The organism is Afipia sp. OHSU_II-C1 (assembly GCF_000497575.1).
In the GTDB taxonomy this organism is placed as follows: domain Bacteria; phylum Pseudomonadota; class Alphaproteobacteria; order Rhizobiales; family Xanthobacteraceae; genus Afipia.
In genome coordinates this window covers 1-18,405 of record NZ_APJI01000002.1, presented here as the reverse complement: position 1 = coordinate 18,405, position 18,405 = coordinate 1, and the positions used below count along the sequence as shown (strand labels likewise).

Sequence of the window (18,405 nt, the reverse complement as noted above, 5' to 3'; positions counted from 1 at the left end):
GGCGATAGCATGAAATCATTTCTCGGCATCATTGGCGGCTCGGGGCTCTATGATCTCCCTGGCTTCGGCGAAGCCAAGTGGACGCCCGTCGATACGCCATGGGGAAAGCCATCAGACGATCTGCTCATCGGAGAGTTGAGCGGCATGCCCGTAGCATTTCTGCCGCGGCACGGGCGCGGCCATAAATTGTCGCCGAGCGGGATCAATTATCGCGCCAACATCGATGCAATGAAACGCGTTGGCGTGACCGACCTGATATCTTTGTCTGCATGCGGATCGCTGCGTGAGGAGCTTTCGCCAGGCATGTTCGTTCTTGTCGATCAGTTCCTGGACAGGACATTTGCCCGCGAGAAATCGTTCTTTGGAAACGGGTGCGTCGCTCACGTCGCGTTTGCCGAGCCGGTGAGCCCCCTGCTGGTCGGCCATGTCGCTTCAGCTGCAGAGGTCGAGGGGATACCGTTCCATCGTGGCGGCACGTATCTTGCCATGGAAGGTCCGCAATTCTCGACACTGGCCGAAAGTCGCATCTACAGATCGTGGGGATGCGACGTCATCGGCATGACGAATATGCCGGAGGCAAAGCTCGCGCGCGAGGCAGAGCTTTGCTACGCGACGGTTGCGATGGTGACGGACTATGACAGTTGGCATCTCGACCACGGCACGGTCGATGTATCCAAGGTCATCGAGACACTACTAAGCAACGCGGAACAGGCCAAGCACTTGATCATGCGCCTGGCTCAAGACTTCCCGTCAGAACACGAACCATGCCCGATCGGGTCCGACCGGGCGCTTGAGCATGCGATCATCACGTCGTCACAGGCGCGGGATCCGGCGCTCGTCGCCAAGCTCGATGTTGTCGCGGGGCGCGTCCTGAAATGAATAGCGCGACGGCGGCATATTCACCGGGTGTCGACTCGGTGCAACATGAGATGCCGCAATGACGGAGCAGGGAGCCTCTTCACGCACGATTTGGTCGATTGGCTTGATTGTTGCGGTGCTCGCCGCCGCTGCGGCAGGTTTTTTCCTGCCGTTGCAGGACTGGCTGCGATTATTCACGGACTGGGTGAATGGGCTGGGCGCCGTCGGAATTGCGATCTTTGCCGCGGGATATGTGACTGCAGTCGTTTTGCTTTTGCCGACGTGGGTGCTGACGGTTTCTGCCGGCCTCGCATTCGGGCTTTTGGCGATTCCGCTGGTTGTTACCTCGGCCTCGGTCGGCGCGGTTCTCGCCTTTTTAATCGCTCGCTATGCATTTCGCGAACGCGTCAAGGTCATGATTCAGAATCGGCCGGTGCTCAAGGCGCTTGACGCCGCGGTAAAGACGGACGGATGGAAAATCGTCGGCCTTCTTCGGCTCAGTCCGCTCGTGCCCTTTAACCTGCAGAACTACTTCTTCGGCGCAACAAACGTCGCGTTCGTGCAGTACGCGGTCGCAACTTTCTTCGGGATCATCCCCGGAACCTCCCTCTATGTCTATGTCGGCACGCTGGGACGGGCGGCCGCTGCAAGCGACGACGCAAGGATATCGAGGATATTGCTTCTCGTTCTCGGGCTCGTTGCAACTTTCGCGGCAATCGCGATCATCACGCGAAAGGCGCGGGCGATGCTTCGACAGGCCGGCGTTGAAGTGGCCTAGTATCATGTCCCGCTTCGTCATCTGAAAATGGTCCATTCATGTTGACGATCATCATCCCGGTCCTGAACGAGGCGCAAGAAATCGACGCGGCGCTTGGCGCGTTGCAGTCACTGCGCGGATCGGGTGTCGAAGTCATCGTTGTTGACGGAGGCAGCGCAGACATGACGCTTGCCGTGGCATCGGAGTTCTGCGATCTCGCGATTGCTGCACCTCGCGGTCGAGCATCGCAGATGAACGCCGGGGCGGCCCTTGCCAGGGGCCGCTATCTGCTTTTTCTTCACTCGGATACGACGCTTCCGGACCGTGCCTGCGAAGAAATTGCCACTGCGCTGGGCGACAGTGGCGGACTGTGGGGGCGATTCGATGTCAAGATCAGGTCCGATCTGGCCGCGCTCGGAATTGTCGCTCGTCTGATGAATTCGCGGTCACGGCTGACGGGCATTGCGACGGGCGATCAGGCGATCTTTGTTCGCAGGGACGTGTTTGAGCGTATTGGCGGGTTTCCCGATATCCCCCTGATGGAAGACCTTGCCATTTCGAAGGTCTTGAGACGGCTTGGGCGCCCCGCCTGTTTGTCTCTGAAAGTGACAACATCAGGACGGCGGTGGGAAAAACATGGAGTCCTGAGGACCATCGTCCTGATGTGGCGTCTGCGGCTTGCCTATTTTTTGGGAGCCGACCCGTTCGATCTTGCTGTCAGGTATGGCTATGAACCTCGGCGCAACTGATCGGGCCGGCGTCGCTGTCTTCGCAAAGGCTCCAGTCGCAGGCTTTGCCAAGACGCGCCTCATCCCCCTTCTTGGCCCGCAGGGCGCCGCCGATCTGCAGAGCCTTTTGATCGGTCTAACCCTCAGGCTGGTGCATGCCTCGCCGTTGCGGCCGATCTCGCTTTGGTGCGCGCCTGATCGTTCCCACAACCTGTTTCATCGTATGAAGGAAAGGTACGGTCTCGACCTGCATGATCAGGCAGGCGAGGATCTTGGCTCGCGAATGCTGCTGGCCTTCGAAGTCCTGACGCGCGATCGACCGCTGCTCCTGATCGGAACGGATTGCCCGGCCTTGACGCCGGCTCATCTGATTCGCTGCGCACAGGCACTGAGAGACGGAGCGGATGCCGCTTTCGTCCCCGCGGAGGATGGCGGGTATGCATTGATCGGATTGCGGAAGGCCGTTCCGCAACTTTTCGACAAAATCTCATGGGGAACCGAAAGCGTCATGGAGCAGACGCGAAGGCGTCTGCGAAGCCTGCAACTGCGGCATTTTGAAACCGCAACGCTTTGGGATGTCGATACGCCGGCGGACTATGAACGTGCCCGCGCCGCGGGGCTTCTTCAACTCGACTAGCGTTGCGTCCTGCACTTGCCACGAACGGTTCGCAGCAATTTCACCAGACCATGTAACGACGAACGAAACTCGTATCGAGCCATTTTTTCCAGTACCAGACCCAGCGACCCTCGGCCGACCAGTTGCCGCGCGACGCGACCGCATAGCGACCGCCGGCAGAAATGAGGCTGAGCCATGTGGCCTGCGGCGAAAACGGCAAAAGCGGCGAGCCCGTTGCGGCGCGCGACAGATTTTCGGCAAGGAGGGGGCCCTGGCGCACCGCCATGACGCCAGATTTCGCGCGCGGGCTCTCGATCATGCCTGCCGCATCTCCGGCTGCAAAGACGCCCTGGTGTGAGGTGGATTGCAGGTATCGATCGACGGCAATAAAGCCGGCCCTATCAACTGCAAGCCGCGACCGTGCGAGCCATTCTGCCGGGCGTACACCCGCTGCCCAAAGCAGGATGTCGAACTCACAATGCAGGCTCTTGTCGTCGAATCCGGCGAAGCCCGTCAGAACGGCGATGTTGCGGGATGAGAGAATCCGAAGAAGGCGAGTGCGCACCGACATGGGATAGCCGAGCAGAATCTCGTCGCTTCTTTCGATCAGGAATATCTTGCTCTTGGAATCGACAAGTCCGACTTGACGCAAACCCGCCAGCCGATGCTCAAGCGCCAGCACGAGCTCAACGCCGGCTGCGCCCGCGCCGACGACCGCTACGCTCGAGCGCGGATGCTCCTGCAATCGCTTCAAGACCTCGGGCCAGCGTTGCATGAAAAGGTCGATTGGTTTGACCGGAATAGTCAGCCCCCGGATGCGCGGTGCGCCGGAAGCATCCGTGACGGCGCCCACGTCGATGGAAACGATGTCGCCCGCAATCTGCTGGCCATTTGACAATGTGACCCGTCTGGCGTCCGCATCGAAGTCGACGGCCTCTCCAATCACCATGTCGCAGCGTTCGAAATCGGCCAGGCGCGAGATGGATATGAAAGGCTCGCTGGCTTCGTAATAGCCAGCGACATAACCAGGAACCATTCCCGAATAGGCCGCATATGGAAATTTGGAGACGATCGTGACGTGAATGTCGGGCCTTGGCTGCGCTCGAAACCGTCTGAGCACCTCGACATGGGCGTGACCGGCGCCGATCAGCACAATGTGTGCTGAAGGGCTGGTGCGTGGCGCGTTTTGAAAATTCACTCCCTGTGACCTCTATTCCGCGCCGAACCAGATATCGCCGTAATAGGCTGTTGCCCGCTGGCCGGAATTATCGGTGTCGGTCATCAGCGCAACGGCGTCGATCGACGTTATGTCCTGGCCAAATAGCTCACGCAGGTCGGATCTGACGTTCCGCTTGTGAGAGACCCATGTATTCAGGCCATTCGATCCGGAGTTAACCGCGACAAGGCGCACCTGCTTTGTGAACGGGCTTGTCCAATGGCTGCCAGCTGAATGCTTGCTGGCCCACACGTAGTTGATGGACAGCGAGTTCATTCCCATAATCCCCTTTTCCGAGACGACATAAATTCGCGCCGCGAAGTCATCCCCGGTCTTGGCGTTCTCATCGAGGCCCGAGAGCGGGTGTGTGACCTTCCAGGACCAATTCATGAAAGGCGTCCTGGTCAGATCGATCGTGATCTTCCTGAATCGGCCGGAAGCTGCCGCGTTGGAGGTTGCCTGCAATACAATTGCATTTCTTGCCGGGTCTCGTACCAGAGCGTAGACGGTCTCTCCCTTGAAAGAGCGCGTCTCCCATCCTGAAACATTGGCTTGCGAAAAAGCGCCAACAACAACGGTATCGTCGGCAACAGCGTTGCCAGGCGGCAAAACGAAAGCTGCCAGCACGAGTCCGGCGCACAGCCAACGTCGGAAAGATATCACGATCGATGTTGCTGCTCGCCGGCGTCTCACGAGCGTTGCCATCGATGCCATCCTTCGGACAATCGCAGAATCCATGCCGGGACATGCGCTCTCTGCCATTGGCCGGCGGCTGCCTTGTTTGCTTCCATCCAGCCTGGATAAGCATGGATCGTTCGCAGGATGGCCTTCAGACCGAGGTCATGTTTCATCGCCAGCGTAAATTCAGCGATCATGTCGCCGGCGCGCGCACCGACTATTGTCACGCCGAGAATTTTGTCTTTTCCCGGAACCGTGAGGATTTTGATGAATCCGGCATCGGCTTCATCGGCAATAGCGCGGTCGAGATCGGCGAGGTCAAAGGTGAGGGTCTCGCAGGAGATGCCCTTTTGCACGGCTTCCGCTTCGGTCAGCCCCACGCGGGCAACCTCAGGATCGGTGTAGACCGCGGCGGGAAAAACGCGAACATCCACCGACCATCGCCACAGCGCGCCAAACAGCGCATTGATGGCGGCAAACCAGGCATACTGGCTTGCCGCATGCGTCAACTGCAGCTCTCCGATGACGTCGCCGGCGGCGAGTATGCTTGGCACGCGGGTTCGCATACGCCGATCCACGACGAGCCTGCCCTTGTCCAGCAAGCCCAGTTCCTCAAGACCAAATCCTGACGTTCGCGGCTTGCGCCCGGCCGCAACGAGCACTCTGTCGAACGCGATCGATCGGCCGTTGCCAAGCCGAACGGCGTGGCGGCCGCTGTCATCCCTCTCAAAACGCTCGATGTTGACGCCGACATGCAGTTCAACGCCTTCCTCCGCCAGCGTCTTGCTTACAAATTCGCTGGCCTCCGGCTCTTCGCGAGCCAGCAGGCGCGACGCGGCCTCGATCAGCACTACCCTACTGCCAAGTCGGGCGAAGCTTTGGGCGAGTTCGCAACCGACGGCTCCGCCGCCGACGATGGCCAGCGTTTCCGGCTGTTCGGTCAACGACCAGATGGTCTCCGACGTTAGCGGGTCAGCTCGATCCAGACCTACGATGGGCGGAATTGCCGGTCCTGCCCCGGTCGCAATGATGATGTTGCGGGTCGTCAGTTTTCGGCCATCGACGTCGATAGTCCACGGATCGGCAACCCGTGCTTCGCCCTTGATCACCTCGACCCCGAGCGAGCGATACCGCTCTGCGGAATCATGGACCGCGATCCGCCCAATAACCCGTCTGATGCGCGCCATGATTTCCGGAAAGTCCGGCGTCAATTCGCCATGCAGGCCGAAGCGAGCGGCCTGCGTGGCCTCCTTCGCCAGCTTGGCGGAACGGATGAGAGCTTTGGACGGGACGCAACCGGTGTTGAGGCACTCTCCGCCCATCAGGTCGCGTTCTATGATGGCAACGCGGGCCTTTGTAGCTGCCGCGATATAAGCCGAAACAAGACCGGCAGCCCCGGCGCCGATTACGACAAGATTGTAGTCAAACGATCGTGGGCGTTGCCAGTCCCCGCTGCGCTTGGCACCATGAGTAGCCATTGAGAGTCATCCAAATTTTTCAAGATACGATTCGCCGGAAGGCGAGACGCCGCATTTTATGCCGAGGTGTGAAGCGTCGAATGCGCCAGCTCCCTCACGTCAGGGGTCGCGCGGGAAGCGTATCAAGTTCGACCGGCGCCTCTGATCCGATCAAAGTGCCGCTCGATGAAATGGTCCACCGACAGCGTTCCTGGGCCGCGCGTCAGAATAAAGATGAGTATCGATGCCCACAGCAGGTGCTCCGTCCACGCTTGCGGGTAGATGAATATCTGAATGACCGTAATCATGCCAAGCAACGGCAGCGTAGCGAATCTCGTAGCAAGGCCCAGGAAGAGCAGAACGGGAAATGTCAGCTCGTTGAAGGTTGCGAGCTTCGCGGCGAGAGCAGGGTCTATAAAAGGAACTTTGTACTCGTCCTCGAACAGTTTGACCGCAAATTCCCAGGAGTTGATTTTGAGCAATCCGGAATTGAAAAAGACAGCGCCGACCGCGACTCGCATCGCGAGCTGAATAATGCCCAGCGGAAGTCGTTCGAGATGCTCGCGCAGCGAGACAAACCGGCGCCGCAATCCAGTGGAAGCTACGGAGTCGGGACTTTGCACGATTGTCATGTCGTTGACTCCTGCGGCGGGATAATAGAGGTGACAGCGCTCATCGCGAAAAGCCTGCCGAAGCTTGCGCCAATGTCGAATTGGGAGTTCACGTCGAGTGCGCACTCGGCTGCGAGCCCGACGGTCTCGCCACGGCAAAGTATTTGCCGAAAGGTGAACTCGTCGGGCCCTAGACGGGAAAATTGAAACTCGCCGCGCGCACCGCGAATCTCGAGGAAAAGATCGCCCGGTGTCAGGACAAGTCGATCCGGCGCATCGCCGGTCAGATAGTGTTTCAGCAGTTCATCAAGCGGCCAGCCCGCACGGAAATAGCGGGTGCCCGGCTGAAGTCCAAATCTCAGGGCCGGTATGGAGTTTGGATCTATCGCAGCGAGCGATGTGATTGGAACGGGCTCAAGATCGATGGCGATCGATGTCTGCCCGATGTGTAGTTCCAGTTCGCTGAAAGATCGCAAGTAAGGCGTTTGCCGGGCTAACGGGTTCGCCGCAAGAAAGTCCGGAAACTCATGGCCGTACTCCGCAATGCATGGGGCGGACGGCGGGTGTTGCTTGACAAACCGCGTTGCGGCTTCGGCGATGAATGCCGTGCCGACAAGCCATTGTGTGGCCGGAAATTTGGCGAGAAGGGCGGCAACAAGGCTCGCTTCATAGTGCCGTTGATGAATTCGCCATCTTGGCGCCGCGGCGAAGCCTCCTGCAAAAGATGACAGGACATCGGAATTGCTTCCAGAGACGAGCGCATCTCTAAGTCGCGTTTGAATCTCAGCCAGCACGCCGCGTCTCCGGCGTCAGCACATTTGCGGCAATTTCGTTGGCATGGTTTGCCTCCGCCAGAAGCACGGCAAGCGAAGGAATATCGTTATCCCATTCGATCAGGGTTGGCTTTGGTCCGAAGCGGCGAAGCGCATACGCATAGAGATTCCATGCGGAGTCGGCGATAGCGGCGCCGTGAGTGTCGACCAGCACCGTGGCACCCGGTCTTCCGTCGTCCTCTTCCGCCGTGAAGCCGCCAAGATGAAGTTCGCCGATGGCGTCGGCGGGAAGTCCGTCGATATACCTGAAGGCGTCAAATCCCATGTTGTGCGCGCTGAGATGCACGTTGCTGACATCGCAGAGCAGGCGGCAGCCGGTTCGCGCAACAAGCTCGCTGAGGAATTCGACCTCGGTCATGGTCGAATGACCGAACCCGACATAGCTTGACGGATTTTCTATGAGATAGGGTCGCCCAAGGCCGTTTTGGACCGTGTCGATATGGCTGACAAGGATGCCCAGCGTCTCATCGTCGTAAGGCAAGGGAAGAAGATCGTTGAGGTACTCTCCGGCGTGCGTCGACCACGCCATGTGCCCGGATACAAGGATGGGACCGATCCTGTCGATGAGGCGGCGCACTCTCTTCAAATGGTCCATGTCAATCCCGGTAGCACTACCGATCGATACGCCGACGGTGTGTACCGAGATCGGATAATCGCGCGCGACGTTGTCAAGAAGCTCGCATGCGTGCGGATTGGCCAGGAAGTTCTCGGGATGAATTTCGAACCACGCGACAGGCGGACGGCTGGCCACAACCTCGCTCAGATGCGGGAGGCGAAGGCCAACCCCCGCGCTTAGAGGGACTTTATGAGCTGAGGTCATGGCGCAGCGCGTCCTTGGCCAGTTACGCTTTGGGCGTCGCGCTGGCGCCGACGATGCGGTCGCAATATCCCGCGGGTACATAGACCCAGGCTCTGGGATCAGCGTTGACCTTCGAAGTACCTCCGCAGGAATTGTTGCCCGTGGAGGCGCAGTCGTTCTTGCCCGCCTTCGCGATGCCGTAGCACTTCTCGGCCTTGAAGCTTGGTGTCGGCGCCGGGGTTTGCGCAGACGCCAGGGTCGGTGCCGCCACGGCCGCTGCGAGCGCCGATGCGATAACGATGCGTCGATTCATGAGTTCCTCCGCTTGGTGTGATGACTGAACGGAAGCCGCAAAAGCGACCGTCGGCGACCGGACAGGCCGCCTGTACAGACATTCGCTCTGGAGACCGGAAAGGTTACGCCGTTGCCGCCCATAAATTCGCAGGTGCAGGCTGGAGTGTTTGCCAATTTGGCTCGTAAACATGCCGATTTTGCTGGCCTGGTTCTTTGAGCCCAACGATTCAGTGACTTATGACCCCAAAGCCGGGCTCCGATCCGCCCATCGAAACTGTCGGTAATCGAAGCCGCGTTCAATGGTTGGTTTTACCACCGCAAAGTAAGGTGAGATGTCGAAGTCTCGCGGAACGAACAGGGACGAGTGTCGGATTTTCATGATTTCCTGTTCGGAATATTGAGACCCGGCGCGCGCGATTTCCGGCAATATCGGATAACGAACGGACTGAAATGCTTCCGCGATCATTCCGGAGCATATGAGTTTTGTCGGGTCGCCCGATCCCAGCGCGATCATTCTGCGCCGCCAACGCTGCGGCACGGGCAGCGGCACGAGATAGCGCACAAGATCGAAAATGTTCTTGAGGTCATAACTAAGGCCGATACGCGAGATGGCGAAGTCGCAAACCTGGCGGCAGTGTCGATCGGAGAGGCGAATGGGGCGACAGATTCTGGTGTGAAATTTCGAGTATTTTGAAAGTGGTGCTGATATGACGCCGAGATTGATATCGGCCTCCACAAGAGTATGGGCCTGCACGCTGGCGTGCGCAGTCATGCCCAAAGGTCCCGTGTAGAGCGCAGCGTGCGACCAGGTTGATTGCGTCAGGTACTTGATCACGCCCGAAATATGTGTGTTTCCCTCGACCAGGAGCACGTCGGCCGGCATGAGCGTCGCCTGGAGAGCGGCCAGGTCGCCTGGCACGAACGGTTCATAACCTGCGGCCGGTTTTCCAAGGTAACCGGCAATCGCCTGTCCAATCGTTTCGGATATCTTGTTCACGAGTTTGTACTCGCCTTCTGACGGACCAGGGTCGTCGCCAGCCGATTGCGATCTGTCAGGCGCGCGTTTTCGTGCCCGTCACACGTCGATACATTCGTCGCCGGAGCTGGGAAGGTTACATGTAGCGCCGATCCATCGGGATGCGGATGGTCGCGGAGCAAAAATTGATTTGCGAATGTCTCAGGGGTCGAGCATGTCGAGCACAGGGCAATGGGCGCTAAGCTCGCTGGTACATTGTCCAACCGTCGCGGCGAGGATTGCCTCCAGCCTCGTCAGGTCGGCGAGCTTGTTGCGTACCTGCATGAGGTGCGTGACCGCGATATCCTTCACCCCCGCGCAAGACGTGTGTTCGGAATTGCTCAGGGCCAGGAGCGCGCGTACGTCCTCGATACTGAACCCCAGCTTGCGCGCGCGCCGAATGAAAGCAAGCCGCCTGATGTGGAGTTCATCATAGCTACGATGGCCGCCTTGCGTGCGCGGTGGTGGCGTCATGAGCTTGACATTCTCATAGTAGCGCACCGTCTCGAGGTTGACCCCTGCCGCTCTGGCAAGCTGTCCGATGGAGAGGCCTCTCTTTTTTGTGAGCATTTTTCGCTTGATCCCGTAGTCGCTACGGGTTGGAGAATGTCACGAATTCAGCGGGAGTGCCATCCATGACGAGTACTGAACTCGGCAAGCAGAGCTTTTCCGGGCCCAGCCCCGAGTCATCGACAGGCATCCTGGCGGGAACCGGCGCCGTCGTCGGGTTTGGTGCGCTGATCGCTTCCTCATGCTGCGCATTGCCGATCGTGCTCGCCGGCCTCGGGGTGACGGGGGCTGCATTCAGCGGCCTTGTATTCCTCGCTGACATCCGGCCCCTCCTGCTCGGCGGGGCGGCAGTCATGTTGGCGCTGGGCTGGGCGTTCGTGTTCTGGCGACGTCGCTCTCCCGCCTGTAGCGTGATCGGGACTTGTTTGGTGCCAGCGACGTCAGCCCGCGCCGTGACATTGCTCTGCATCGGTTCATTCATAGTTGGGCTGGCGCTCGTCTGGGATCCGTATGTCGAACTCAGCCTCGTCAAATTGTTGCGGTGATGCCGTGCAAATTCAATCGACCATCACCTGCCCGCATTGCGGTCATCGGGCTGTCGAGACCATGCCAACCGATGCCTGCCAGTTCTTCTACGAATGCAAAGGGTGCGGCGTGTTGCTGAGGCCGCTGGAAGGCCACTGCTGCGTATTCTGCTCGTATGGCACGAATCCTTGCCCGTCCATCCAGGCGGCCGCCCATGGCCTTGATCCAACGACGCGCTGCTGCGCGGCGAAGGAATATTGAACCGGCTCAGCCCGGCGATCTTGCTTCCAGCTGCTGATCAAGCCACTCGATTTGTCCATAAAGAGACACCCTCTTCGAGGAGGTAATCTCCAGGCGCCGATCCTCAAAGACATTTACATCCACATGCTCAGCCTGCCATCGAAGCATCGTTCGATCGCGCTCAATGATGAGCTGCTCAATTTGAGGCCTGAATAAAATAAACATGGCCGTGAGCCATTGATTGAGCGGCAGAGAAGGTCGATCGAGATCGATCTCGAAGCGATCGAGCATGGCGATGACATTATCGGCTCCGTACCAGGTCTCTCCGGTGACCCAGCGATTGGTGGTAAAGAGCGCCTCAGGCATCCCGGTTGGCGTCATCGAAATGGCGATCAGGTGTGAGGGGTCCCCGTTTGCGCCAGCTACGGGGGCGTGCCCCATCACCTTGGCGGGCTGGATACCGAGGGGCATTCCCTTGGGCCGCAGGAACGTGTGAAAATGCCCATAGTCCGCGGCATCCCGATCGTCGGGCGGGTGAGCATGAAAATAGTACTGAGCATGCGATTTCAGATCGTAGACGTCGTTGGGCGGGTAGTGTTCCCACTCGGTGAAATCACCGCTTCCGCGTAAGGCCTCGACAACGAGATTGCTTCCGGCTGTATTGAGGTCGCGAATGCAGTCGACGACTTTGGCGCCTGCATCCGCCATGCGCAGCAGGGCCTCATGTGAGAGGGGAGGGAATGGCGAGTCATTCCCTGCTTGATGCGCCGGCTTCATGACCGGATGCGACATAGCAGCCATCGCTGTCCTACTGAACGAGTTCACCGTCCAACACAAAACGACGTTCGGTGGGTCCTGTGGCGATCAGATGAAGGGTTCCCGCGCCTTTGAGGGCTTCCAGCTTCCCGGTGCCGCTTACGACTTGCCATACACCATTGTCCAGAAGCTTTGGCTTGCCGTCCGGTCCTTGCACAAAAGTCGCCTGGATCGTCCATTTTATGTAGGCCTTGTCTCCGTCCGCTCTGGTGAATTCGAGATAGCCGCGAGGCTCGCCGCCGACACCGGGGGTGATGTCATGAGCGCCATATTCCTGGACTGCGGCGCCGGCGAGCGGCCCCTGTCCTTCTGACTTGCCCTCTCGACGCACGAGCAAGAAGAAGTGTTTGCTCTTGTCGGCGAAATCCAGTCGAAGCGCTTCCTTCTGTACGACTAGCGCGTCGAATTTAACTGGCTCAGCCAGTGCTGTTGAAGCCGTCATAACGGCCAATCCGGCGATCGCTGCAACTTTGACTGCGGTATGGTTCATCGTTTCACTCCGTATTGCTTGGCTTCGGCATTCAAACGGACATTCAATGACCGGACAGTGCTGAACGCGATCAACGCGAAACCAGGTTGTCTTTAAATTTTACGTTCAAACGGGGTATCGAAGACGGCCAGATCGTTTGTTGGCCGCCTTCGAAATTTGGGTCGGGTCGCGATTTGGCCGCTTCGACACGACCATTGACTTCAAACTACTTCTTCTTCGGCGCGCAGGGATTGGCCGCCGCGCACGGGTTCGCGGCCTTGGCTTTGGGTGCGCACGGATTCTTGGCTTTCGCCGCTTTCGGTGCGCAGGGGTTTGCGGCCTTGCGTGCCTTCGGCGCGCAGGGATTTGACATCTGCGCCGCCGCCGGAAGCGGCATTGCGGCAACTAGGCCGCCAAGAGCGGCAATCGATCCCAAAGTCTGCAGAGACCTCTTGAGTGTAGACATATTTAGTTCCTCCTTGTGCTGTGGAAAATTGACGCGAACTCACAACCGCGTCGTCACGGACACCAGCCAGTCCGGCATGGCGCGCGTCAGGGAAGCCTCGATGATCTTGTCGAGGCCGGATAGGACGAAAGCTCCGATGCCGGCGAGGGCGGTACCCATGAGTGGTTTGCCGACCCGTGACACTCGCGCCAACCAATCCCGTCGCTTGATGATGGTTTGCCGGGAGCCGTAGGCGAGCGCCAGAATTGGAGTTGCGGCGCCGACGCCGAAAATCGCCATGATGGTTGCAGCCTGTGCCATGTTTTCGCCCTGCGCAGCGAGTCCTACGGCGGCTCCAAGGGTCGGACCGGTGCATGGAGACCAGATCGCACCAAGCAGCAAACCAACCGCGAATTGCCCCGAGATGCCTGATGGCTGAAGACGGCTAAGCAGCGTCTGTCCTCCGGTGGCTACCGGGGTCGCGACGATCGCCAGTTTGCTTTGCAGAAGCGGCACAAGCAAAACGATACCCATACCCAACATCAGTGCCGCGATCACAAGTCGCAGCGTTGAAGGATCAAGTCCCACGTTAAAGCCAACTGTCGCGATGCCGACACCAACGACGGCAAACGACGTCGAGAGGCCGCCGGCCAGCGCCAGAGGTCCCCATGCATGTTTCTCGATCGCCCCGAGCAGGACTATGGGAAGGAGCGGCAGGACGCATGGAGACAACGTCGACAGGGCGCCTGCGGCATAGCTAAGGGCGAGACTGCCAACGTCAGGCATGTCTAAAAGCCCTTGGCGATCAGCGCGCGAAGCCTGGCAGGATCGGTTTCACCGGTAGATCGCCCGACTTCCGTGGCGCCCTTGAAGACCACAAGCGTGCTTTGATACTGGACACGAAATCGCTTCAGGACGTCTTTCGAAGTGTCGAAATCGACCTCATAGACAACCAGACTTGGCCTCTCGTGCTCGATCTCCTGAACGATTGGCTTTTGCTGTCGGCAGGTCGGGCACCACGGCGCCGCTACATCGATCAGAATCGTCTTGCCGGTCGACTGAGCTTGCTGAAAGGCCTTTAGATCGAACGGCTGACCGGCTTGGGCGGCAACTGACGGTGTCAGCAGCAATATCGAGATGAAGAGAGCCGTTCGGAAAGTCGACAACATGATTGGTGACCCGCGACATAGGAGGAACGAGCCTCGCTTTGCTCGAATGTCAGGAATTCGTCGCCAGCCGGAAAAAGGTTACGTGCCGGAACAAGAATATTTGACGTCACCATGTCGTTTGAATTTCGCTTGCCGTGTCCGTGGTTGGGTAGCGTTTCGAGTAAAGAGGACGCGACGATGAGAGAACAAAGAGAAATGTAGTCACCGAAACGTTGCCGATCACGAGATAAAGACCCGGCTCAACGCCGGGCCCTTCCGCATCAACGGCAATTTGCCGACGGGTACTAGTTAGACGAAACGAAACAGACCCGGGATCACCGGGCCTGTTTCCGTCATTCTCAACCGAGCGACGCGATCAATACTGATTGGTCTTGTAGCGATCCATGTCGTTATCGCCAGGATAAAGACGCGTTTTGCTATAGTCGTCCGATGAGGTGACGACCTGGCGCGGTTGCTGAACGGTGATGAGTTCCGCGCGCGCGCCGGTGCGCTGGTTCGATTTGCTGCTCATGGCAAATGCAGCGGAAGAGCCAGCCAGCACAAGCGTAGCTGACAAAACAACGAGCGACTTGTAAAACATGATAGTCTCCTTAATGGCCGATGGGCGATATCGCCTCACCTGCTATTGAATTCGCCGCTCGAATAAACGAAGTTACAAGAAGAGCGTTCACATCGCTGTGTTCGGCACAGGCGAGCGCTGATGGATGCAGACAAGAATGACGTCGCCGGCAGAAGATGATCCTCTTGCGGAGCTGATGCGGGCCGCGCAAGCTGGCAATTCAAAAGCATATGCACTTCTGCTAGGCGAGATAACGCCACGTTTGCGTCGGATGGTTCGAGGCCAGAGGCGCTTTCTAAACGCGGAAGACGTCGAAGACATTGTCCAGGAAATTCTAATTTCGTTGCATGCGGTCTTGGCGACCTACGACCCTGGCCGGCCGTTTATGCCCTGGCTGATGACAATCGCACGTAACAGGCTTGCCGACGCGGCTCGCCGCTATTCTCGGCACGAGGCGCATGAGGTTCATGTCGAGGAATTTCCTGTAACTTTTTCCGAGGGTGGAGCGAATATAGAGTCTGAAGAGTATCGCGATCCCGAGGTGCTGAAGCACGCCATTCGCAGCCTGCCACCGGGGCAAAGGGAGGCCATCGAGATGCTGAAGCTGCGAGAAATGTCCCTGAAGGAAGCTTCCGTGGCCAGTGGGATGACCGTAGGTGCATTGAAGGTGTCGGTTCACCGGGCAGTGGCGACACTGCGACGAGCGCTGAAGAAAGAGTGACGTTGATGGATACCGACAAGGTTATCGAGCGTCTGGTGGACAGCTCCACGCCGGTTCGAAGGCTTGCGCGCCCCTGGGTGCGGGCCGTCGGCTGGCTCGCGGTTGGGATGCCCTATGTGGCGTTGGTGGTGTTGGTGATGGCACCTCGGCCCGATCTGCTTGAGAAGCTGCGCGACGTCAATTTTTCGATCGAGCAGACCGCTGCACTTTTGACGGCAATTTCGGCTGCAATTGCTGCTTTCGCGACCACCGTTCCTGGATACGATCGAAAGATCGTATTGCTCCCCTTGGCTCCGCTTGGCGTTTGGCTTGGAAGCCTGGGCCAGGGATGCATTGAAGGGTGGATACGATCGGGTTCGATTGCACTGGCTTTTGCCTCTGACTGGTTCTGTATTCCGGCGATCATTTTGGTCGGTACCGTTCCAGCGATTGCGATGGCTTTTATGCTCCGTCGTGGTGCGCCGCTGCGGCCTCACATTACCGTCGCCCTGGGTGGCCTGGCTGCTGCGGGACTGGGGAATTTCGGGCTGCGCCTTTTTCACGCGCAGGATGCCAGTCTCATGGTGCTGGTTTGGCAGATGGGCACGGTCGTTCTGCTTACAATTCTCTGCGGGTGGGCCGGTCAGCTTTTGTTGAGCTGGAAATCGCTCAACGGAGACGTGCGCCGCGCGATTTTCTCGCGCTAGAACCACGTTGACGTGTTCTGACCGCGTCGCAACGGTGAGGACATATCGATCGTCGCCGCGCAAATATTCTCTGCGAGCAGCGTAACCTTCCAGCAAGCTCGAGCGAACTCCGATTTCGACAACTCGCGCTCGCTCGTTATGCGAGCGCGAGTTTGCCGTGACCACCGGTGCCACACCCGTGTGCCGAGTGAGGCTGCGGCATCAAAGGCCAATAGCTTTGTTGGCGCAGTACGCGAGGTGAGCCAGTAATGTCGCAATTCAAGTTGAGCGCAGGCTCGGCGATGCCGAGTCTATCGATACCGAAGGTCGGAGGCGGTGAGCTCCTTATTGGCAGTGCAACAGGGTGGGAAATGGTTGTCGTATATCGCGGCAAGCACTGTCCGATCTGCCGAACATATCTGAAGACACTCGATGAACTTCTGGATCGATACAAGGAAGCCGGTGTGAATGTCGGCGCGGTTTCCGCTGACACTAGGCAAAAGGCAGAATCGCAGGCTCAGGAGGAAGGATGGCGCTTCGCAATCGGATACGATCTCTCGCTGGAGCAAATGCGCATGCTCGGACTTTACATTTCCGAGCCGCGATCTGCGCAGGAAACAGACCGACCATTCCCAGAGCCAGGTCTATTTGCGATCAATCCCGAGCGAAAGCTGCAAATTGTGGATGTATCTAACGCTCCTTTTGCTCGCCCCGATCTTGCTGCAATCCTCAAAGGCCTCAAGTTCATCCAGGAAAAGCAGTATCCCATTCGGGGGACGCTGGGATGACTGAACGGACTCGACGCCAGAAATTTCTTGGCCACTGATCTTGAAGCGACCGTTGCATGGCCGCATCTTCGATCCCACGCCCCAATGGCAGAGCGCTGCAAAATGAAGAGCGGCTTTCCAGATTAATGCGCGCCACGCAGAATGGCGATGCCATTGCGTACGAGAAGTTTCTTCGAGAGGTGGCCCCCTGGATACGAAACCTCGCAAAGCGATATGGGCAATCTATTGATTCCTCTGAAATTGAAGATCTTGTTCAAGATGTCCTGTTATCCATTCACTCGGCGCGCGCAACATTTGATCCGACGCGAGCCTTGATGCCATGGATCTGGGTGATTTTCCGAAATCGATTGTCCGATAGGATACGGCAATATATCCGCCGCGCCGCCCACGAAATTCAAACAGAGCATTTCCCACCGGACGTTTTTCCGGACATTTTTATTGATGTAACGCACGGAAGTGTCTTTTGCTGTCAGCATTCAAGGAAACTGATAGAAGCGATTAGCTCTCTTCCCCGCCGACAACGCGAGGCAGTTGAATTGGTCGGACTACGAGATTTGTCTCCTGCGGAGGCCTCCGCAATTGCCGGCGTCAGCGCTGTTTCTTTGCGAGTCTCCCTTCATAGAGGGGGATTACAAGTCTCCGCGGCAAGTTCGCAAAGTGATCACGTGCACTGCAAGATGAGCGGCGATTCTGCTTACTTGAGTCGATTTTAAGCCATCGTTGTGTTCCGACAACAATAGTGTCGCCCGGATCTGCGCAGAAATATTCCCCTACCCAGGAAACTGCAATCGAAGACGGCTCCCATGACCGACCTAGAGAAGCTGCTCAACTTCCGATTATCACAAGCGAAATTTTATTCGGTGAGGGTAACGAACTGTGGAGAGATAGGTTATCGGGAACCTTGATCGTGAAATTACGCCGCTTACGGAAATTTTCCAAGATCGTCGGTCCGACTTGAAACGCCTTAGCGAAAAATAGGGGGCCTTGATGTTGTTACTGAAGCAGGCATGCCAATGCGCGCTTTCTAACGGGGTGCCCTGCCGCTCCCTTTTTGTCGCCCTTATTGTTGGAACAATTTTGAATCTTATCAATCAAGGCGACGCTCTGTTCGGTGTGGGGCCGATCAATTGGATCAAGGTTGTTCTCACTTATCTCGTTCCGTATGCCGTTTGTACTTACGGCGCGGTTTCGTTTCAAATGCGGGACGCGAGGAAATCTCTTTCATGAAGTGATGAGAGGAGACGCCGCGCGCAACAGCAGCAACACCTCCGCGGTTGGACAATTGAGTCGCCGAGCTGAGGAATGAAATTGCGAAGATATTCGGAAAAAGTTCATCGGCCACGTAAGGCCCCCGTCGGGTCGGTCATTTTTTCCATTTCAGTTCTTGGGGCGTCTTCTTTACAAACAGAGAGAAGTTCGTGAGCATAAGCCTTGTTCTTTATCCCGTTTTCGGATGCTCTCTTGGCAGCGCCGTGTCCAGCGGCATCCCCCATCCTGCCGATTAACATTGTGAGCTTGGATAACTTTACGCATCAATTGCATGCGAAGGTACTTCGCAGTCACCGTCATCTTCAGCCCGTATCGCGGCCGAATGTTTATTTTAGACGATGACCTGCACCCCTGATTGCCCTCGTTT

The 18,405-nt window shown here is 57.9% G+C and carries 27 protein-coding genes; 11 read left to right on the top strand and 16 right to left on the bottom strand.

Translation table 11 applies throughout. The annotated features are described in order from the left end of the window. The first annotated feature begins 9 nt into the window (after positions 1-9). Genes I554_RS0101335 through I554_RS0101320 form a run of 4 tightly spaced genes read left to right on the top strand, consistent with a single transcriptional unit; the run spans position 10 to position 2,980 of the window. On the top strand, positions 10-879 hold the full coding sequence (locus I554_RS0101335; protein WP_024575412.1) for an S-methyl-5'-thioadenosine phosphorylase: 870 nt from the start codon (positions 10-12) through the stop codon (positions 877-879). Between the two features lie 58 nt (positions 880-937). Continuing rightward, positions 938-1,636: a VTT domain-containing protein gene (locus I554_RS0101330; RefSeq protein ID WP_024575411.1), complete on the top strand. Its 699-nt coding sequence runs from the start codon at positions 938-940 to the stop codon at positions 1,634-1,636. Positions 1,637-1,674: 38 nt separating this feature from the next. Next, complete coding sequence (locus tag I554_RS0101325; protein ID WP_024575410.1) at positions 1,675-2,364, top strand: TIGR04283 family arsenosugar biosynthesis glycosyltransferase; 690 nt, start codon at positions 1,675-1,677, stop codon at positions 2,362-2,364. After that, on the top strand, positions 2,345-2,980 hold the full coding sequence (locus I554_RS0101320) for a TIGR04282 family arsenosugar biosynthesis glycosyltransferase (protein WP_024575409.1): 636 nt from the start codon (positions 2,345-2,347) through the stop codon (positions 2,978-2,980). Before I554_RS0101325 ends, I554_RS0101320 begins: the two co-directional genes overlap by 20 nt. A 40-nt stretch (positions 2,981-3,020) precedes the next feature. Here the strand turns inward: I554_RS0101320 and I554_RS0101315 are convergent, their stop codons facing one another. The 9 genes from I554_RS0101315 to I554_RS0101275 form a co-directional block, all read right to left on the bottom strand. Further along, a complete protein-coding gene (locus tag I554_RS0101315; protein ID WP_051373154.1) occupies positions 3,021-4,157 on the bottom strand; it encodes an FAD-dependent oxidoreductase in 1,137 nt (378 codons plus the stop codon). Positions 4,158-4,169: 12 nt separating this feature from the next. Beyond that, entirely contained in the window at positions 4,170-4,880 is a 711-nt protein-coding gene (locus I554_RS26140) for a DUF3047 domain-containing protein (protein WP_051373153.1), read from the bottom strand. Then, positions 4,865-6,331 (bottom strand): FAD-dependent oxidoreductase, encoded by a 1,467-nt coding sequence (locus tag I554_RS0101305; RefSeq protein WP_029659436.1) that lies wholly within the window; start codon positions 6,329-6,331, stop codon positions 4,865-4,867. Before I554_RS0101305 ends, I554_RS26140 begins: the two co-directional genes overlap by 16 nt. A 122-nt stretch (positions 6,332-6,453) precedes the next feature. After that, a complete protein-coding gene (locus tag I554_RS0101300; RefSeq protein WP_024575406.1) occupies positions 6,454-6,942 on the bottom strand; it encodes a DoxX family protein in 489 nt (162 codons plus the stop codon). Continuing rightward, entirely contained in the window at positions 6,939-7,715 is a 777-nt protein-coding gene (locus I554_RS0101295; protein WP_024575405.1) for a DNA-binding domain-containing protein, read from the bottom strand. Before I554_RS0101295 ends, I554_RS0101300 begins: the two co-directional genes overlap by 4 nt. Continuing rightward, complete coding sequence (locus I554_RS0101290; RefSeq protein ID WP_024575404.1) at positions 7,705-8,574, bottom strand: DUF692 domain-containing protein; 870 nt, start codon at positions 8,572-8,574, stop codon at positions 7,705-7,707. Before I554_RS0101290 ends, I554_RS0101295 begins: the two co-directional genes overlap by 11 nt. Before the next feature lie 22 nt (positions 8,575-8,596). Next, positions 8,597-8,866, bottom strand: a complete 270-nt coding sequence (locus tag I554_RS0101285; RefSeq protein WP_024575403.1) for a DUF2282 domain-containing protein — start codon at positions 8,864-8,866, stop codon at positions 8,597-8,599. 216 nt (positions 8,867-9,082) lie between these two features. Continuing rightward, positions 9,083-9,844, bottom strand: a complete 762-nt coding sequence (locus I554_RS0101280; protein ID WP_024575402.1) for a hypothetical protein — start codon at positions 9,842-9,844, stop codon at positions 9,083-9,085. Positions 9,845-10,024: 180 nt separating this feature from the next. Continuing rightward, positions 10,025-10,432 (bottom strand): helix-turn-helix domain-containing protein, encoded by a 408-nt coding sequence (locus I554_RS0101275; RefSeq protein ID WP_029659439.1) that lies wholly within the window; start codon positions 10,430-10,432, stop codon positions 10,025-10,027. A gap of 65 nt (positions 10,433-10,497) precedes the next feature. Here I554_RS0101275 and I554_RS25905 point away from each other — a divergent pair, with 65 nt between their 5' ends. Together I554_RS25905 and I554_RS27525 are read left to right on the top strand one after the other, a co-directional pair. Then, entirely contained in the window at positions 10,498-10,917 is a 420-nt protein-coding gene (locus I554_RS25905) for a mercuric transporter MerT family protein (protein ID WP_024575401.1), read from the top strand. A 4-nt stretch (positions 10,918-10,921) separates the two neighbouring features. After that, positions 10,922-11,158 carry a GDCCVxC domain-containing (seleno)protein gene (locus I554_RS27525; RefSeq protein WP_244432696.1) on the top strand — a complete coding sequence of 79 codons (237 nt, stop codon included), beginning with the start codon at positions 10,922-10,924 and terminating at the stop codon, positions 11,156-11,158. Between the two features lie 6 nt (positions 11,159-11,164). On the opposite strand, the gene I554_RS0101265 is transcribed toward I554_RS27525, so the two are convergent. The 6 genes from I554_RS0101265 to I554_RS0101240 all read right to left on the bottom strand — a co-directional run bounded on the left by I554_RS0101265 (position 11,165) and on the right by I554_RS0101240 (position 14,616). Further along, on the bottom strand, positions 11,165-11,938 hold the full coding sequence (locus tag I554_RS0101265; RefSeq protein ID WP_196812810.1) for a hypothetical protein: 774 nt from the start codon (positions 11,936-11,938) through the stop codon (positions 11,165-11,167). 7 nt (positions 11,939-11,945) lie between these two features. Then, positions 11,946-12,443 carry a hypothetical protein gene (locus tag I554_RS0101260; RefSeq protein ID WP_196812809.1) on the bottom strand — a complete coding sequence of 166 codons (498 nt, stop codon included), beginning with the start codon at positions 12,441-12,443 and terminating at the stop codon, positions 11,946-11,948. Positions 12,444-12,648: 205 nt separating this feature from the next. Next, the gene (locus I554_RS26130) at positions 12,649-12,888 is read right to left on the bottom strand and encodes a hypothetical protein (RefSeq protein ID WP_081710724.1); all 240 of its coding nucleotides are present in this window, start codon (positions 12,886-12,888) and stop codon (positions 12,649-12,651) included. 39 nt (positions 12,889-12,927) lie between these two features. Beyond that, the gene (locus I554_RS0101250; protein WP_024575398.1) at positions 12,928-13,653 is read right to left on the bottom strand and encodes a cytochrome c biogenesis CcdA family protein; all 726 of its coding nucleotides are present in this window, start codon (positions 13,651-13,653) and stop codon (positions 12,928-12,930) included. Positions 13,654-13,655: 2 nt separating this feature from the next. Further along, the gene (locus I554_RS0101245) at positions 13,656-14,036 is read right to left on the bottom strand and encodes a thioredoxin family protein (RefSeq protein ID WP_024575397.1); all 381 of its coding nucleotides are present in this window, start codon (positions 14,034-14,036) and stop codon (positions 13,656-13,658) included. A gap of 355 nt (positions 14,037-14,391) precedes the next feature. Next, positions 14,392-14,616: a hypothetical protein gene (locus I554_RS0101240; RefSeq protein WP_024575396.1), complete on the bottom strand. Its 225-nt coding sequence runs from the start codon at positions 14,614-14,616 to the stop codon at positions 14,392-14,394. A gap of 136 nt (positions 14,617-14,752) precedes the next feature. Between I554_RS0101240 and I554_RS0101235 the strand changes: the two genes are divergently transcribed. The 5 genes from I554_RS0101235 to nrtS all read left to right on the top strand — a co-directional run bounded on the left by I554_RS0101235 (position 14,753) and on the right by nrtS (position 17,996). Continuing rightward, positions 14,753-15,316: a sigma-70 family RNA polymerase sigma factor gene (locus I554_RS0101235; protein ID WP_029659443.1), complete on the top strand. Its 564-nt coding sequence runs from the start codon at positions 14,753-14,755 to the stop codon at positions 15,314-15,316. 5 nt (positions 15,317-15,321) lie between these two features. Further along, complete coding sequence (locus tag I554_RS0101230) at positions 15,322-16,002, top strand: NrsF family protein (protein ID WP_029659444.1); 681 nt, start codon at positions 15,322-15,324, stop codon at positions 16,000-16,002. A 248-nt stretch (positions 16,003-16,250) separates the two neighbouring features. Continuing rightward, positions 16,251-16,769 (top strand): peroxiredoxin-like family protein, encoded by a 519-nt coding sequence (locus I554_RS0101225; protein ID WP_024575394.1) that lies wholly within the window; start codon positions 16,251-16,253, stop codon positions 16,767-16,769. A 56-nt stretch (positions 16,770-16,825) separates the two neighbouring features. Then, positions 16,826-17,482: a sigma-70 family RNA polymerase sigma factor gene (locus I554_RS26125; RefSeq protein ID WP_081710723.1), complete on the top strand. Its 657-nt coding sequence runs from the start codon at positions 16,826-16,828 to the stop codon at positions 17,480-17,482. Between the two features lie 274 nt (positions 17,483-17,756). Then, positions 17,757-17,996, top strand: a complete 240-nt coding sequence (gene nrtS / locus I554_RS26120; protein ID WP_081710722.1) for a nitrate/nitrite transporter NrtS — start codon at positions 17,757-17,759, stop codon at positions 17,994-17,996. On the opposite strand, the gene I554_RS27130 is transcribed toward nrtS, so the two are convergent. Next, positions 17,914-18,111, bottom strand: coding sequence for a hypothetical protein (locus tag I554_RS27130; protein WP_155848255.1), 198 nt, complete (start codon positions 18,109-18,111; stop codon positions 17,914-17,916). The genes nrtS and I554_RS27130 overlap by 83 nt on opposite strands. Positions 18,112-18,405 lie beyond the last annotated feature (294 nt).

Coding starts and splice junctions, on each gene's coding strand:
- I554_RS26125 (WP_081710723.1), top strand. CDS start 16,826: ATGGCCGCATCTTCGATCCCACGCCCCAATGGCAGAGCGCTGCAAAAT.
- I554_RS0101235 (WP_029659443.1), top strand. CDS start 14,753: ATGACGTCGCCGGCAGAAGATGATCCTCTTGCGGAGCTGATGCGGGCC.
- I554_RS0101325 (WP_024575410.1), top strand. CDS start 1,675: ATGTTGACGATCATCATCCCGGTCCTGAACGAGGCGCAAGAAATCGAC.
- I554_RS0101250 (WP_024575398.1), bottom strand. CDS start 13,653: ATGCCTGACGTTGGCAGTCTCGCCCTTAGCTATGCCGCAGGCGCCCTG.
- I554_RS0101265 (WP_196812810.1), bottom strand. CDS start 11,938: ATGGCTGCTATGTCGCATCCGGTCATGAAGCCGGCGCATCAAGCAGGG.
- I554_RS0101230 (WP_029659444.1), top strand. CDS start 15,322: ATGGATACCGACAAGGTTATCGAGCGTCTGGTGGACAGCTCCACGCCG.
- I554_RS0101290 (WP_024575404.1), bottom strand. CDS start 8,574: ATGACCTCAGCTCATAAAGTCCCTCTAAGCGCGGGGGTTGGCCTTCGC.
- I554_RS0101275 (WP_029659439.1), bottom strand. CDS start 10,432: ATGCTCACAAAAAAGAGAGGCCTCTCCATCGGACAGCTTGCCAGAGCG.
- I554_RS0101330 (WP_024575411.1), top strand. CDS start 938: ATGACGGAGCAGGGAGCCTCTTCACGCACGATTTGGTCGATTGGCTTG.
- nrtS (WP_081710722.1), top strand. CDS start 17,757: ATGTTGTTACTGAAGCAGGCATGCCAATGCGCGCTTTCTAACGGGGTG.
- I554_RS0101240 (WP_024575396.1), bottom strand. CDS start 14,616: ATGTTTTACAAGTCGCTCGTTGTTTTGTCAGCTACGCTTGTGCTGGCT.
- I554_RS0101245 (WP_024575397.1), bottom strand. CDS start 14,036: ATGTTGTCGACTTTCCGAACGGCTCTCTTCATCTCGATATTGCTGCTG.
- I554_RS26140 (WP_051373153.1), bottom strand. CDS start 4,880: ATGGCAACGCTCGTGAGACGCCGGCGAGCAGCAACATCGATCGTGATA.
- I554_RS0101335 (WP_024575412.1), top strand. CDS start 10: ATGAAATCATTTCTCGGCATCATTGGCGGCTCGGGGCTCTATGATCTC.
- I554_RS0101260 (WP_196812809.1), bottom strand. CDS start 12,443: ATGAACCATACCGCAGTCAAAGTTGCAGCGATCGCCGGATTGGCCGTT.
- I554_RS0101305 (WP_029659436.1), bottom strand. CDS start 6,331: ATGGCTACTCATGGTGCCAAGCGCAGCGGGGACTGGCAACGCCCACGA.
- I554_RS25905 (WP_024575401.1), top strand. CDS start 10,498: ATGACGAGTACTGAACTCGGCAAGCAGAGCTTTTCCGGGCCCAGCCCC.
- I554_RS0101225 (WP_024575394.1), top strand. CDS start 16,251: ATGTCGCAATTCAAGTTGAGCGCAGGCTCGGCGATGCCGAGTCTATCG.
- I554_RS0101300 (WP_024575406.1), bottom strand. CDS start 6,942: ATGACAATCGTGCAAAGTCCCGACTCCGTAGCTTCCACTGGATTGCGG.
- I554_RS26130 (WP_081710724.1), bottom strand. CDS start 12,888: ATGTCTACACTCAAGAGGTCTCTGCAGACTTTGGGATCGATTGCCGCT.
- I554_RS0101320 (WP_024575409.1), top strand. CDS start 2,345: ATGAACCTCGGCGCAACTGATCGGGCCGGCGTCGCTGTCTTCGCAAAG.
- I554_RS0101285 (WP_024575403.1), bottom strand. CDS start 8,866: ATGAATCGACGCATCGTTATCGCATCGGCGCTCGCAGCGGCCGTGGCG.